At 48.9% G+C, this 17,081-nt stretch carries 6 protein-coding genes; all 6 read left to right on the top strand.

What is annotated here, in order from left to right:
- Positions 1 to 43 precede the first annotated feature (43 nt).
- The 6 genes from C3K47_RS13200 to C3K47_RS13170 all read left to right on the top strand — a co-directional run bounded on the left by C3K47_RS13200 (position 44) and on the right by C3K47_RS13170 (position 17,067).
- Complete coding sequence (locus C3K47_RS13200; protein ID WP_207765297.1) at positions 44 to 7,141, top strand: SprB repeat-containing protein; 7,098 nt, start codon at positions 44 to 46, stop codon at positions 7,139 to 7,141.
- On the top strand, positions 7,104 to 7,718 hold the full coding sequence (locus C3K47_RS13195; RefSeq protein WP_103789606.1) for a SprB repeat-containing protein: 615 nt from the start codon (positions 7,104 to 7,106) through the stop codon (positions 7,716 to 7,718). Before C3K47_RS13200 ends, C3K47_RS13195 begins: the two co-directional genes overlap by 38 nt.
- A gap of 2 nt (positions 7,719 to 7,720) precedes the next feature.
- A complete protein-coding gene (locus C3K47_RS13190) occupies positions 7,721 to 9,670 on the top strand; it encodes a SprB repeat-containing protein (protein WP_133159386.1) in 1,950 nt (649 codons plus the stop codon).
- The gene (locus tag C3K47_RS13180) at positions 9,637 to 10,671 is read left to right on the top strand and encodes a SprB repeat-containing protein (RefSeq protein ID WP_449441365.1); all 1,035 of its coding nucleotides are present in this window, start codon (positions 9,637 to 9,639) and stop codon (positions 10,669 to 10,671) included. The genes C3K47_RS13190 and C3K47_RS13180 overlap by 34 nt, the downstream gene beginning before the upstream one ends.
- Positions 10,659 to 15,770: a beta strand repeat-containing protein gene (locus C3K47_RS13175; protein ID WP_103789603.1), complete on the top strand. Its 5,112-nt coding sequence runs from the start codon at positions 10,659 to 10,661 to the stop codon at positions 15,768 to 15,770. The genes C3K47_RS13180 and C3K47_RS13175 overlap by 13 nt, the downstream gene beginning before the upstream one ends.
- Positions 15,661 to 17,067 (top strand): SprB repeat-containing protein, encoded by a 1,407-nt coding sequence (locus C3K47_RS13170; protein WP_394341688.1) that lies wholly within the window; start codon positions 15,661 to 15,663, stop codon positions 17,065 to 17,067. The genes C3K47_RS13175 and C3K47_RS13170 overlap by 110 nt, the downstream gene beginning before the upstream one ends.
- The last annotated feature ends 14 nt before the right edge of the window (positions 17,068 to 17,081 follow it).

Raw genomic sequence — 17,081 nt, 5'->3', positions numbered from 1 at the left:
AATTACGATTAACCTGAATGATCAGAACGGTCCAACGGTTTCGGTGGATAACCAAACGAATGTGAGCTGTAATGGCGCATCGGATGGGGCGATCAATGTGACTGTTAGTGGCGGTACTGCTCCATATACCTACAGCTGGTCGAGCGGACAGTCGACCGAGGATTTAGCAATATTAGCTGCAGGAACGTATACGTTGACGGTAACGGATGCTAATGCTTGTCAGGCCACGGCCAGCGTAACGCTTACTGAACCTTTAGCAATTAGTCTTTCAGAAACCCATACTGATCCTTCTTGTAATCTCTCAAACGGTTCGATTGATATCAGCGTAGTTGGAGGAACCGCGCCTTATACTTATAGCTGGTCTAGTGGTGAAACTACCGAAGACCTTTCGGCAATTGCTGCAGGCTCGTATACCTTAACCGTGACCGACGTGAATAACTGTTCGCAAATTATTACGGTGAACCTGAATGATCAGAACGGTCCTGTTATTACGGTGGATAATCAAACAAATGTCAGCTGTAACGGCGCAGCAGATGGCGCGATCAATGTGACAGTCAGCGGCGGAACGGCTCCGTATACCTACAGCTGGTCGAGCGGCCAGGCGATAGAAGACTTAGCAACACTAGCTGCAGGCACCTACACCTTGACGGTAACCGATGCGAACAACTGTCAGGCAATGGCCAGTGTGACACTAACTGAACCTGAGGTAATCAGTCTTTCAGAGACTCATACTGATCCGGCTTGTAACCAGGCAACAGGAGCAATTGATATTTCGGTAACAGGTGGTACAGCACCGTTCTCTTATGCCTGGTCAAGTGGTGAAACTACCGAAGACCTTTCGGCAATTGCTGCCGGGGCGTATACCTTAACCGTGACCGACGTGAATAACTGTTCGCAAATTATTACCGTGAACCTGAATGATCAGAACGGTCCTGCTATTACAGTGGATAACCAAACCAACGTCAGCTGTAATGGAGGAAATGATGGAGCGATCAATGTAACGGTAACGGGCGGAACGGCTCCGTATACCTACAGTTGGTCGAGCGGCCAGGCAACAGAGGATTTAGCAACACTTGGTGCAGGCACCTACACCTTGACGGTAACCGATGCTAACAACTGTCAGGCAATGGCCAGTGTGACACTAACTGAACCTGCAGCGATCAGTCTTTCAGAGACTCATACTGATCCGGCTTGTAACCAAGCAACAGGAGCAATTGATATTTCGGTAACAGGTGGAACCGCGCCGTATACCTATGCTTGGTCAAGTGGTGAAACTACCGAAGACCTTTCAGCTATTGCTGCCGGGGCGTATACCTTGACAGTGACCGACGCCAATAACTGTTCGCAGTCAATTACTATTAATCTGAATGATCAGAACGGTCCGGCTATTACAGTAGACAATCAAACGAACGCGAGCTGTAATGGCTCTTCGGATGGCGCAATCAATGTGACTGTTAGTGGCGGTACGGCTCCATATACCTACAGCTGGTCGAGTGGAGAGGCGACTGAGGATTTAGCAACACTTGGTGCAGGCACCTACACCTTAACGGTAACCGATGCTAACAACTGTCAGGCAATGGCCAGTGTGACACTAACTGAACCTGCAGCGATCAGTCTTTCAGAGACTCATACTGATCCGGCTTGTAACCAAGCAACAGGAGCAATTGATATTTCGGTAACAGGTGGAACCGCGCCGTATACCTATGCCTGGTCAAGCGGTGAGGCCACCGAAGACCTTTCGGCTATTGCTTCTGGAAACTATACACTGACTGTGACCGACGCGAATAATTGCGTGCAAAGTATTACGGTGAACCTGAATGATCAGAACGGTCCGGCTATTACAGTAGACAATCAAACGAACGCGAGCTGTAATGGCTCTTCGGATGGAGCGATCAATGTGACTGTTAGTGGCGGTACGGCTCCATATACCTACAGCTGGTCGAGCGGCCAGGCGATAGAAGACTTAGCAACACTAGCTGCAGGCACCTACACATTAACGGTAACGGATGCTAATAACTGCCAAGCTACAACCAGCGTAACCTTGACTGAACCTCAAGTGATCAGCCTTTCAGAAACTCATACTGATCCGGCTTGTAACCTGGCAACAGGCACAATTGATGTATCGGTTACAGGTGGTACAGCACCGTTCTCTTATGCCTGGTCAAGTGGCGAGGCTACTGAAGATCTTTTGGCTATTGCTTCCGGAAATTATACGCTGACTGTGACCGACGCCAATAATTGCGTGCAAAGTATTACGGTGAACCTGAATGATCAAAACGGTCCTGCTATTACGGTGGATAACCAAACGAACGCAAACTGTAACGGCGCAGCAGATGGCGCGATCAATGTGACAGTCAGCGGCGGAACGGCACCTTTCTCTTATAGTTGGTCGAGCGGACAGGCAACCGAGGACTTAGCAACATTAGCTGCCGGAACGTATACGTTGACGGTAACCGATGCTAATAACTGCCAGGCCACGGCCAGCGTAACGCTAACTGAGCCTTTAATAATCAGTCTTTCAGAGACCCATACTGATCCCGCTTGTAATCAATCGACTGGAACCATTGATGTTTCGGTTACTGGTGGCACGGCACCATATTCTTACAGCTGGTCAAGTGGCGAGGCTACTGAAGATCTTTCGGCTATTTCTGCCGGGGCGTATACTTTAATCGTGACCGATGCGAATAACTGCTCGCAATCAATTACCATCAACCTGAATGATCAGAACGGTCCGGCTATTACGGTGGATAACCAAACGAATGTGAGCTGTAATGGCGCTTCGGATGGCGCAATCAACGTAACCATAACGGGCGGAACGGCACCTTTCTCTTACAGCTGGTCGAGCGGACAGGCAACCGAGGACTTAGCAACATTAGCTGCCGGAACGTACACCTTAACGGTAACCGATGCGAACAACTGTCAGGCAATGGCCAGCGTAACGCTAACTGAACCTCAAGTGATTAGCCTTTCAGAGACTCATACTGATCCCGCTTGTAACCAATCGACTGGAACCATTGATGTTTCGGTTACTGGTGGCACGGCACCATATTCTTACAGCTGGTCAAGTGGCGAGGCTACTGAAGATCTTTCGGCTATTTCTGCCGGGGCGTATACTTTAATCGTGACCGATGCGAATAACTGCTCGCAGTCAATTACCATCAACCTGAATGATCAGAACGGTCCGGCTATTACGGTGGATAACCAAACGAATGTGAGCTGTAATGGCGCTTCGGATGGAGCGATCAATGTAACGGTAACGGGCGGAACGGCTCCGTATACCTACAGCTGGTCGAGCGGACAGTCGACTGAGGACTTAGCAACACTTGGTGCAGGAACGTATACGTTGACGGTAACCGATGTTAATAACTGTCAGGCTACAGCTAGCGTAACCTTGACTGAACCTGCAGCGATCAGTCTTTCAGAGACCCATACAGATCCTGCTTGTAATCAATCAACTGGAACCATTGATGTTTCGGTTACTGGTGGCACGGCACCATATTCTTACAGCTGGTCAAGTGGTGAAACTACCGAAGATCTTTCGGCTATTGCTGCCGGGGCGTATACCTTGACCGTGACTGATGCCAATAACTGTTCGCAGTCAATTACGATTAACCTGAATGATCAGAACGGTCCAACGGTTTCGGTGGATAACCAAACGAATGTGAGCTGTAATGGCGCATCGGATGGGGCGATCAATGTGACTGTTAGTGGCGGTACTGCTCCGTATACCTACAGCTGGTCGAGTGGAGAGGCGACTGAGGATTTAGCAACACTTGGTGCAGGCACCTACACCTTGACGGTAACCGATGCTAACAACTGTCAGGCAATGGCCAGTGTGACACTAACTGAACCTGCAGCGATCAGTCTTTCAGAGACTCATACTGATCCGGCTTGTAACCAAGCAACAGGAGCAATTGATATTTCGGTAACAGGTGGAACCGCGCCGTATACCTATGCCTGGTCAAGTGGTGAAACTACCGAAGACCTTTCGGCTATTGCTTCTGGAAACTATACACTGACTGTGACCGACGCGAATAATTGTTCGCAGTCAATTACGATCAACCTGAATGATCAAAACGGTCCTTCAATTACGGTGGATAACCAAACGAACGCAAGCTGTAATGGCGCATTGGATGGCGCAATCAATGTGACTGTTAGTGGCGGTACGGCTCCGTATACATACAGTTGGTCCAGCGGACAGGCGACCGAAGACTTAGCAACATTAGCTGCAGGCACCTACACCTTAACGGTAACCGATGCTAATAACTGCCAGGCTACAGCCAGTGTAACACTAACAGAACCTGCAGCGATCAGTCTTTCAGAGACTCATACTGATCCGGCTTGTAACCAAGCAACAGGAGCAATTGATATTTCGGTAACAGGTGGAACCGCGCCGTATACCTATGCCTGGTCAAGTGGTGAAACTACCGAAGACTTTTCGGCAATTGCTGCAGGCTCGTATACATTAACCGTGACCGACGTGAATAACTGTTCGCAAAGTATTACCGTGAACCTGAATGATCAGAACGGCCCTGCTGTTACGGTGGATAACCAAACGAACGCGAGCTGTAATGGCTCTTCGGATGGCGCAATCAATGTGACTGTTAGTGGCGGTACGGCTCCATATACCTACAGCTGGTCGAGTGGAGAGGCGACCGAAGACTTAGCAACATTAGCTGCAGGCACCTACACCTTAACGGTAACGGATGCTAACAACTGCCAGGCAATGGCCAGTGTGACACTTACCGAGCCTTTAGCACTGGTACTTTCAGAAGCCCATAATGATCCGACTTGTAATCTCTCAAACGGTTCAATTGATATCAGCGTAGTTGGCGGAACCGCGCCTTATACTTATGCCTGGTCAAGCGGTGAGGCCACCGAAGACCTTTCGGCTATTGCTTCTGGAAACTATACACTGACTGTGACCGACGCGAATAACTGCGTACAAAGTATTACGGTGAACCTGAATGATCAGAACGGTCCGGCTATTTCGGTGGATAACCAAACGAATGTGAGCTGTAATGGCGCATCGGATGGCGAAATCAACGTAACCATAACGGGCGGAACGGCTCCGTATACCTACAGCTGGTCGAGCGGCCAGGCGATAGAAGACTTAGCAACACTAGTTGCAGGCACCTACACATTAACGGTAACGGATGCTAATAACTGCCAGGCTACAGCCAGCGTAACCTTGGCTGAACCTTTGGTGATCAGTCTTTCAGAGACTCATACTGATCCCGCTTGTAACCAATCGACTGGAACCATTGATGTTTCAGTTACTGGTGGCACGGCACCATATTCTTACAGCTGGTCAAGTGGTGAAACTACCGAAGATCTTGCAGGCAAAGCCTCCGGCTCGTATATCTTGACCGTGACCGATGCCAATAACTGTTCGCAGTCAATTACGATCAACCTGAATGATCAGAACGGTCCAACTGTTTCGGTGGATAACCAAACAAATGTCAGCTGTAATGGCGCATCGGATGGAGCGATCAATGTAACGGTAACGGGCGGAACGGCTCCGTATACCTACAGTTGGTCGAGCGGACAGGCGACTGAGGACTTAGCAACACTAGCTGCAGGCACCTACACCTTAACGGTAACCGATGCGAACAACTGTCAGGCCACAGCCAGCGTAACCTTGGCTGAACCTTTGGTGATCAGTCTTTCAGAGACTCATACTGATCCGGCTTGTAACCTGGCAACAGGCACAGTTGATGTATCGGTTACAGGTGGTACAGCACCGTTCTCTTATGCCTGGTCAAGTGGTGAAACTACCGAAGATCTTTCAGGCAAAGCCGCTGGCAGCTACACTTTAACCGTGACCGATGCCAATAACTGCTCGCAATCAATTACGATCAACCTGAATGATCAAAATGGTCCTGCTATTTCGGTGGATAACCAAACGAATGTGAGCTGTAATGGCGCATCGGATGGCGCAATCAACGTAACCATAACGGGCGGCACAGCACCTTTCTCTTATAGTTGGTCAAGTGGCCAGGCAACAGAAGACCTAACTGGTCTTTCTCAGGGAGCCTACACCTTAACGGTAACCGATGCGAACAACTGTCAGGCCACAGCCAGTGTGACACTTACAGAGCCTTTAGCATTGGCACTTTCAGAAACTCATACTGATCCGGCTTGTAACCTGGCAACAGGCACAATTGATGTTTCGGTTACTGGTGGCACGGCACCATATTCTTACAGCTGGTCAAGTGGTGAAACTACCGAAGATCTTGCAGGCAAAGCCTCCGGCTCGTATACCTTGACCGTGACCGACGCCAATAATTGCGTGCAAAGTATTACGGTGAACCTGAATGATCAAAACGGTCCTACAGTTACGGTGGATAATCAAACGAATGTCAGCTGTAATGGCGCATCGGATGGCGCAATCAACGTAACCGTAACGGGCGGAACGGCACCTTATACATACAGCTGGTCGAGCGGCCAGGCGACTGAGGACTTAGCAACACTTGTTGCAGGAACGTATACGTTGACGGTAACCGATGCTAACAACTGCCAGGCTATGGCCAGCGTAACGCTAACTGAACCTGCAACGATCAGTCTTTCAGACACTCATACTGATCCTTCTTGTACACAGTCAAATGGCGCGATAGATATTACCGTAGGTGGGGGAACCGCACCTTATACTTACAGCTGGTCAAGTGGTGAAACTACCGAAGATCTTTCGGCAATTGCTGCAGGCTCGTATATCTTGACCGTGACCGACGCCAATAACTGTTCGCAGTCAATTACGATCAACCTGAATGATCAGAACGGTCCCATCGTTACGGTGGATAATCAAACCAATGTGAGCTGTAATGGCACTTCGGATGGCGCGATCAATGTAACAATCAGTGGTGGCACAGCACCTTTCTCTTACAGTTGGTCGAGCGGACAAGCAACAGAAGACCTAACTGGACTTTCTCAGGGAACCTACATCTTAACAGTGATCGATGCCAATGCTTGTCAGGCTACAGCCAGTGTAACCTTGACTGAACCTGCAGCGATCAGTCTTTCAGAAACTCATACGGATCCTTCTTGTGCACAGTCAAACGGATCAATTGATATTACTTTAACCGGCGGCACAGCACCTTATACGTATGCCTGGTCAAGTGGANCAAACGAATGTCAGCTGTAATGGTGCATCGGATGGTGCGATCAATGTAACGGTAAGTGGTGGTACCGCTCCGTATAACTATAGCTGGTCGAGCGGTCAGGCGACAGAAGACCTAACCGGTCTTTTTCAGGGAACCTACACCTTAACGGTAACGGATGCTAATAACTGCCAGGCTACAACCAGCGTAACCTTGACTGAACCTTTGGTAATCAGTCTTTCAGAGACTCATACTGATCCTTCTTGTACACAGTCAAATGGCGCCATAGATATTACCGTAGGTGGGGGAACCGCACCTTATACTTATAGCTGGTCAAGTGGCGAGGCTACTGAAGACCTTTCGGCTATTGCTTCTGGAAACTATACACTGACTGTGACCGACGCGAATAACTGCTCTCAAAGTATTACGGTGAACCTGAATGATCAAAACGGTCCTGCTGTTACAGTGGATAACCAAACAAATGTCAGCTGTAATGGCGCATCGGATGGAGCGATCAATGTAACGGTAACGGGCGGAACGGCTCCGTATACATACAGTTGGTCGAGCGGACAGGCGACTGAGGATTTAGCAACATTAGCTGCAGGCACCTACACCNTTTGACCGTGACCGACGCCAATAACTGTTCGCAGTCAATTACGATCAACCTGAATGATCAGAACGGTCCAACGGTTTCGGTGGATAATCAAACAAATGTCAGCTGTAATGGCGCATCGGATGGAGCGATCAATGTAACGGTAAGTGGTGGAACAGCTCCGTATACCTATAGCTGGTCGAGCGGCCAGGCGACCGAAGACTTAGCAACATTATCTGCAGGAACGTATACGTTGACGGTAACCGATGCTAACAACTGCCAGGCTATGGCCAGCGTAACGCTAACTGAGCCTTTAATAATCAGTCTTTCAGAGACTCATACTGATCCTTCTTGTACACAGTCAAATGGCGCGATAGATATTACCGTAGGTGGGGGAACCGCACCTTATACTTACAGCTGGTCAAGTGGTGAAACTACCGAAGATCTTTCAGCTATTTCTGCTGGGGCGTATACCTTGACCGTGACCGACGCCAATAACTGCGTGCAAAGTATTACTGTGAACCTGAATGATCAAAACGGTCCGCAAGTTACGGTGGATAATCAAACAAATGTCAGCTGTAATGGCGCATCGGATGGCGAAATCAACGTAACCATAACGGGCGGAACGGCACCTTTCTCTTACAGTTGGTCGAGCGGACAGGCGACTGAGGACTTAGCAACACTTGGTGCAGGAACGTATACGTTGACGGTAACCGATGCTAATAACTGCCAGGCTACAGCCAGCGTAACACTTACCGAACCTTTAGCATTGGCACTTTCAGAAACCCATACTGATCCTTCTTGTACACAGTCAAATGGCGCGATAGATATTACTNCGATCAACCTGAATGATCAAAACGGTCCTGCTATTACGGTGGATAATCAAACCAACGTCAGCTGTAATGGAGGAAATGATGGCGCGATCGATGTAACGGTAACGGGCGGAACGGCTCCGTATACCTACAGCTGGTCGAGCGGACAGGCGACTGAGGACTTAGCAACACTTGGTGCAGGAACGTATACGTTAACAGTGACCGATGCGAACAACTGTCAGGCCACGGCCAGTGTAACACTAACTGAGCCTCAGGTGATCAGTCTTTCAGAAACTCATACTGATCCGGCTTGTAACCTGGCAACAGGCACAATTGATGTATCGGTTACAGGCGGAACTGCACCTTATACTTATAGCTGGTCAAGTGGCGAGGCTACTGAAGATCTTTTGGCTATTGCTTCCGGAAATTATACGCTGACTGTGACCGACGCCAATAATTGCGTGCAAAGTATTACGGTGAACCTGAATGATCAAAACGGTCCTGCTGTTACAGTGGATAATCAAACGAACGCGAGCTGTAATGGCGCATCGGATGGAGCGATCAATGTAACAATCAGTGGTGGCACAGCACCTTTCTCTTATAGTTGGTCGAGCGGACAAGCAACAGAAGACCTAACTGGTCTTTCTCAGGGAACCTACATTTTAACGGTGACCGATGCCAATAACTGTCAGGTCACAGCCAGTGTGACACTTACCGAGCCTTTAGCACTGGTACTTTCAGAAGCCCATAATGATCCGACTTGTAACCTCTCAAACGGTTCAATTGATATCAGCGTAGTTGGCGGAACCGCGCCTTATACTTATGCCTGGTCAAGCGGTGAGGCCACCGAAGACCTTTCAGCTATTGCTTCTGGAAACTATACACTGACTGTGACCGACGCCAATAATTGCGTGCAAAGTATTACGGTGAACCTGAATGATCAAAACGGTCCTGCTGTTACAGTGGATAATCAAACGAACGCGAGCTGTAATGGCGCATCGGATGGAGCGATCAATGTAACAATCAGTGGTGGCACAGCACCTTTCTCTTATAGTTGGTCGAGCGGACAAGCAACAGAAGACCTAACTGGTCTTTCTCAGGGAACCTACATTTTAACGGTGACCGATGCCAATAACTGTCAGGTCACAGCCNTGGAGCGATCAATGTAACGGTAACGGGCGGAACGGCTCCGTATACCTACAGCTGGTCGAGCGGACAGGCGACTGAGGACTTAGCAACACTTGGTGCAGGAACGTATACGTTGACGGTGACCGATACTAATAACTGCCAGGCTACAGCCAGCGTAACCTTGACTGAACCTTTGGTGATCAGTCTTTCAGAGACTCATACGGATCCTTCTTGTACACAGTCAAATGGCGCCATAGATATTGCCGTAGGTGGGGGAACTGCACCTTATACTTATAGTTGGTCAAGTGGTGAAACTACCGAAGATCTTGCAGGCAAAGCCTCCGGCTCGTATACCTTGACCGTGACCGACGCCAATAACTGCGTGCAANTAGCACTGGTACTTTCAGAAGCCCATAATGATCCGACTTGTAACCTCTCAAACGGTTCAATTGATATCAGCGTAGTTGGCGGAACCGCGCCTTATACTTATGCCTGGTCAAGCGGTGAGGCCACCGAAGACCTTTCAGCTATTGCTTCTGGAAACTATACACTGACTGTGACCGACGCGAATAATTGCGTGCAAAGTATTACGGTGAACCTGAATGATCAAAACGGTCCTGCTATTACGGTGGACAACCAAACGAATGTCAGCTGTAACGGAGGAGCAAATGGCGCGATCAATGTAACGATTAGTGGGGGCACAGCACCTTTCTCTTATAGCTGGTCGAGCGGAGAGGCGACTGAGGATATTTCGAGTCTTTCTCAGGGAGCCTACACCTTAACGGTAACCGATGCTAATAACTGTCAGGCCACAGCCAGTGTGACACTTACAGAGCCTTTAGCATTGGTACTTTCAGAAGCCCATACTGATCCGACTTGTAACCTGGCAACAGGCACAATTGATGTATCGGTTACAGGTGGTACGGCTCCTTTCTCTTATGCCTGGTCAAGTGGTGAAACTACCGAAGACCTTTCGGCAATTGCTGCCGGGGCGTATATCTTGACCGTGACCGATGCCAATAACTGCTNATGGCCAGTGTGACACTAACTGAACCTGCAGCGATCAGTCTTTCAGAGACTCATACTGATCCGGCTTGTAACCAAGCAACAGGAGCAATTGATATTTCGGTAACAGGTGGAACCGCGCCGTATATCTATGCCTGGTCAAGTGGAGAAACTACCGAAGACCTTTCGGCTATTGCTTCTGGAAACTATACACTGACTGTGACCGACGCCAATAATTGCGTGCAAAGTATTACGGTGAACCTGAATGATCAAAACGGTCCTTCTATTACGGTGGATAATCAAACGAACGCGAGCTGTAATGGTGCATCGGATGGCGCAATCAACGTAACGGTAACGGGCGGAACGGCTCCGTATACATACAGTTGGTCGAGCGGANCGGCACCTTTCTCTTACAGCTGGTCGAGCGGACAGGCAACCGAGGACTTAGCAACATTAGCTGCCGGAACGTACACCTTAACGGTAACCGATGCGAACAACTGTCAGGCCACAGCCAGTGTGGCTCTAACTGAGCCTCAGGTGATCAGTCTTTCAGAGACTCATACTGATCCCGCTTGTAGCCAATCGACTGGAACCATTGATGTTTCGGTTACTGGTGGCACGGCACCATATTCTTACAGCTGGTCAAGTGGTGAAACTACCGAAGATCTTGCAGGCAAAGCCTCCGGCTCGTATATCTTGACCGTGACCGACGCGAATAACTGTTCGCAGTCAATTACGATCAACCTGAATGATCAAAACGGTCCTGCTATTACGGTGGATAATCAAACCAACGTCAGCTGTAATGGAGGAAATGATGGCGCGATCGATGTAACGGTAACGGGCGGAACGGCTCCGTATACATACAGTTGGTCGAGCGGACAAGCAACAGAAGACCTAACTGGACTTTCTCAGGGAATCTACATCTTAACAGTGATCGATGCCAATGCTTGTCAAGCCACGGCCAGCGTAACGCTAACTGAGCCTTTAATAATCAGTCTTTCAGAGACTCATACTGATCCTTCTTGTACACAGTCAAATGGCGCGATAGATATTACCGTAGGTGGGGGAACCGCACCTTATACTTATAGCTGGTCGAGTGGTGAAGCAACAGAAGACCTTTCAGCTATTGCTTCCGGAAATTATACGCTGACTGTGACCGACGCCAATAACTGCGTGCAAAGTATTACGGTGAACCTGAATGATCAGAACGGTCCGACTATTACGGTGGATAACCAAACGAATGTGAGCTGTAATGGCGCATCGGATGGCGCAATCAACGTAACCATAACGGGCGGAACGGCTCCGTATACCTACAGCTGGTCGAGCGGCCAGGCGATAGAAGACTTAGCAACACTAGCTGCAGGCACCTACACCTTAACGGTAACGGATGCTAATAACTGCCAAGCTACAACCAGCGTAACCTTGACTGAACCTCAAGTGATCAGCCTTTCAGAAACTCATACTGATCCGGCTTGTAACCTGGCAACAGGCACAATTGATGTATCGGTTACAGGTGGTACAGCACCGTTCTCTTATGCCTGGTCAAGTGGCGAGGCTACTGAAGATCTTTTGGCTATTGCTGCCGGGGCGTATACCCTGACTGTGACCGACGCCAATAATTGCGTGCAAAGTATTACGGTGAACCTGAATGATCAAAACGGTCCTGCTATTACGGTGGATAATCAAACGAACGCGAGCTGTAATGGCGCATCGGATGGAGCGATCAATGTAACAATCAGTGGTGGCACAGCACCTTTCTCTTATAGTTGGTCGAGCGGACAAGCAACAGAAGACCTAACTGGACTTTCTCAGGGAACCTACATCTTAACAGTGATCGATGCCAATGCTTGTCAAGCCACGGCCAGCGTAACGCTAACTGAGCCTTTAATAATCAGTCTTTCAGAGACTCATACTGATCCTTCTTGTACACAGTCAAATGGCGCGATAGATATTACCGTAGGTGGGGGAACCGCACCTTATACTTACAGCTGGTCAAGTGGCGAGGCGACCGAAGACCTTTCGGCTATTGCTTCTGGAAATTATACACTGACTGTAACTGACGCGAATAATTGTTCGCAGTCAATTACGATCAACCTGAATGATCAGAACGGTCCTGCAGTTACGGTGGATAATCAAACGAATGTCAGCTGTAATGGCGCATCGGATGGCGCAATCAACGTAACCATAACGGGCGGAACTGCTCCTTATACCTATAGCTGGTCAAGCGGCCAGGCAACAGAAGACCTAACTGGTCTTTCTCAGGGAGCCTACACCTTAACGGTAACCGATGCTAATAACTGCCAAGCTACAACCAGCGTAACCTTGACTGAACCTCAAGTGATCAGCCTTTCAGAAACTCATACTGATCCGGCTTGTAACCTGGCAACAGGCACAATTGATGTATCGGTTACAGGTGGTACAGCACCGTTCTCTTATGCCTGGTCAAGTGGCGAGGCTACTGAAGATCTTTTGGCTATTGCTGCCGGGGCGTATACCTTGACTGTGACCGACGCCAATAATTGCGTGCAAAGTATTACGGTGAACCTGAATGATCAAAACGGTCCTACTGTTACGGTGGATAATCAAACGAACGCGAGCTGTAATGGCGCATCGGATGGAGCGATCAATGTAACAATCAGTGGTGGCACAGCACCTTTCTCTTATAGTTGGTCGAGCGGACAAGCAACAGAAGACCTAACTGGACTTTCTCAGGGAACCTACATCTTAACAGTGATCGATGCCAATGCTTGTCAAGCCACGGCCAGCGTAACGCTAACTGAGCCTTTAATAATCAGTCTTTCAGAGACTCATACTGATCCTTCTTGTACACAGTCAAATGGCGCGATAGATATTACCGTAGGTGGGGGAACCGCACCTTATACTTACAGCTGGTCAAGTGGCGAGGCGACCGAAGACCTTTCGGCTATTGCTTCTGGAAATTATACACTGACTGTAACTGACGCGAATAATTGTTCGCAGTCAATTACGATCAACCTGAATGATCAGAACGGTCCTGCAGTTACGGTGGATAATCAAACGAATGTCAGCTGTAATGGCGCATCGGATGGCGCAATCAACGTAACCATAACGGGCGGAACTGCTCCTTATACCTATAGCTGGTCAAGCGGCCAGGCAACAGAAGACCTAACTGGTCTTTCTCAGGGAGCCTACACCTTAACGGTAACCGATGCTAATAACTGCCAAGCTACAACCAGCGTAACCTTGACTGAACCTCAAGTGATCAGCCTTTCAGAAACTCATACTGATCCGGCTTGTAACCTGGCAACAGGCACAATTGATGTATCGGTTACAGGTGGTACAGCACCGTTCTCTTATGCCTGGTCAAGTGGCGAGGCTACTGAAGATCTTTTGGCTATTGCTTCCGGAAATTATACGCTGACTGTGACCGACGCGAATAATTGCGTGCAAAGTATTACGGTGAACCTGAATGATCAGAACGGTCCAATCGTTACGGTGGATAATCAAACGAACGCGAGCTGTAATGGCGCATCGGATGGAGCGATCAATGTAACAATCAGTGGTGGCACAGCACCTTTCTCTTATAGTTGGTCGAGCGGACAAGCAACAGAAGACCTAACTGGACTTTCTCAGGGAACCTACATCTTAACAGTGATCGATGCCAATGCTTGTCAAGCCACGGCCAGCGTAACGCTAACTGAGCCTTTAATAATCAGTCTTTCAGAGACTCATACTGATCCTTCTTGTACACAGTCAAATGGCGCGATAGATATTACCGTAGGTGGGGGAACCGCACCTTATACTTACAGCTGGTCAAGTGGCGAGGCGACCGAAGACCTTTCGGCTATTGCTTCTGGAAATTATACACTGACTGTAACTGACGCGAATAATTGTTCGCAGTCAATTACGATCAACCTGAATGATCAGAACGGTCCAACGGTTTCGGTGGATAACCAAACGAATGTGAGCTGTAATGGCGCTTCGGATGGAGCGATCAATGTAACGGTAACGGGCGGAACGGCTCCGTATACCTACAGCTGGTCGAGCGGACAGGCGACTGAGGACTTAGCAACACTTGGTGCAGGAACGTATACGTTGACGGTGACCGATGCTAATAACTGCCAGGCTACAGCCAGCGTAACCTTGACGGAACCTTTGGTGATCAGTCTTTCAGAGACCCATACTGATCCTTCTTGTACACAGTCAAATGGCGCCATAGATATTACCGTAGGTGGGGGAACCGCACCTTATACTTATAGCTGGTCAAGTGGTGAAGCAACAGAAGACCTTTCAGCTATTGCTTCCGGAAATTATACGCTGACTGTGACCGACGCCAATAACTGCTCTCAAAGTATTACGGTGAACCTGAATGATCAGAACGGTCCGACTATTTCGGTGGATAACCAAACGAATGTGAGCTGTAATGGCGCTTCGGATGGAGCGATCAATGTAACGGTAACGGGCGGAACGGCTCCGTATACCTACAGCTGGTCGAGCGGACAGGCGACTGAGGACTTAGCAACACTTGGTGCAGGAACGTATACGTTGACGGTGACCGATGCTAATAACTGCCAGGCTACAGCCAGCGTAACCTTGACGGAACCTTTGGTGATCAGTCTTTCAGAGACCCATACTGATCCTTCTTGTACACAGTCAAATGGCGCGATAGATATTACCGTAGGTGGGGGAACCGCACCTTATACTTACAGCTGGTCAAGTGGCGAGGCGACCGAAGACCTTTCGGCTATTGCTTCTGGAAATTATACACTGACTGTAACTGACGCGAATAATTGTTCGCAGTCAATTACGATCAACCTGAATGATCAGAACGGTCCAACGGTTACGGTGGATAACCAAACGAATGTGAGCTGTAATGGCGCTTCGGATGGAGCGATCAATGTAACGGTAACGGGCGGAACGGCTCCGTATACCTACAGCTGGTCGAGCGGACAGGCGACTGAGGATTTAGCAACATTAGCTGCAGGCACCTACACCTTAACGGTAACGGATGCTAATAATTGCCAGGCTACAGCCAGCGTAACCTTGACTGAACCTGCAGCGATCAGTCTTTCCGAGACTCATACTGATCCTAGCTGTAACCAGTNATGGCGCGATAGATATTACCGTAGGTGGGGGAACCGCACCTTATACTTATAGCTGGTCAAGTGGTGAAGCAACAGAAGACCTTTCAGCTATTGCTTCCGGAAATTATACGCTGACTGTGACCGACGCCAATAACTGCTCTCAAAGTATTACGGTGAACCTGAATGATCAGAACGGTCCGACTATTACGGTGGATAACCAAACGAATGTGAGCTGTAATGGCGCATCGGATGGCGCAATCAACGTAACCATAACGGGCGGAACGGCTCCGTATACCTACAGCTGGTCGAGCGGCCAGGCGATAGAAGACTTAGCAACACTAGCTGCAGGCACCTACACCTTAACGGTAACGGATGCTAATAACTGCCAAGCTACAACCAGCGTAACCTTGACTGAACCTCAAGTGATCAGCCTTTCAGAAACTCATACTGATCCGGCTTGTAACCTGGCAACAGGCACAATTGATGTATCGGTTACAGGTGGTACAGCACCGTTCTCTTATGCCTGGTCAAGTGGCGAGGCTACTGAAGATCTTTTGGCTATTGCTGCCGGGGCGTATACCCTGACTGTGACCGACGCCAATAATTGCGTGCAAAGTATTACGGTGAACCTGAATGATCAAAACGGTCCTGCTATTACGGTGGATAATCAAACGAACGCGAGCTGTAATGGCGCATCGGATGGAGCGATCAATGTAACAATCAGTGGTGGCACAGCACCTTTCTCTTATAGTTGGTCGAGCGGACAAGCAACAGAAGACCTAACTGGACTTTCTCAGGGAACCTACATCTTAACAGTGATCGATGCCAATGCTTGTCAAGCCACGGCCAGCGTAACGCTAACTGAGCCTTTAATAATCAGTCTTTCAGAGACTCATACTGATCCTTCTTGTACACAGTCAAATGGCGCGATAGATATTACCGTAGGTGGGGGAACCGCACCTTATACTTACAGCTGGTCAAGTGGCGAGGCGACCGAAGACCTTTCGGCTATTGCTTCTGGAAATTATACACTGACTGTAACTGACGCGAATAATTGTTCGCAGTCAATTACGATCAACCTGAATGATCAGAACGGTCCTGCAGTTACGGTGGATAACCAAACGAATGTGAGCTGTAATGGCGCTTCGGATGGAGCGATCAATGTAACGGTAACGGGCGGAACGGCTCCGTATACCTACAGCTGGTCGAGCGGCCAGGCGACTGAGGACTTAGCAACATTAGCAGCAGGCACCTACACCTTAACAGTTACGGATGCTAATAACTGCCAGGCTATAGCCAGCGTAACGCTTACTGAGCCTTTAGCAATTAGTCTTTCAGAAACTCATACTGATCCAGNGCGAGGCTACTGAAGATCTTTTGGCTA

It is taken from the genome of Solitalea longa (genome assembly GCF_002920915.1).
Classification (GTDB): domain Bacteria; phylum Bacteroidota; class Bacteroidia; order Sphingobacteriales; family Sphingobacteriaceae; genus Solitalea; species Solitalea longa.
Note: the sequence above shows the minus strand (reverse complement) of the source record. Positions and strands in the feature narration are given on the sequence as shown.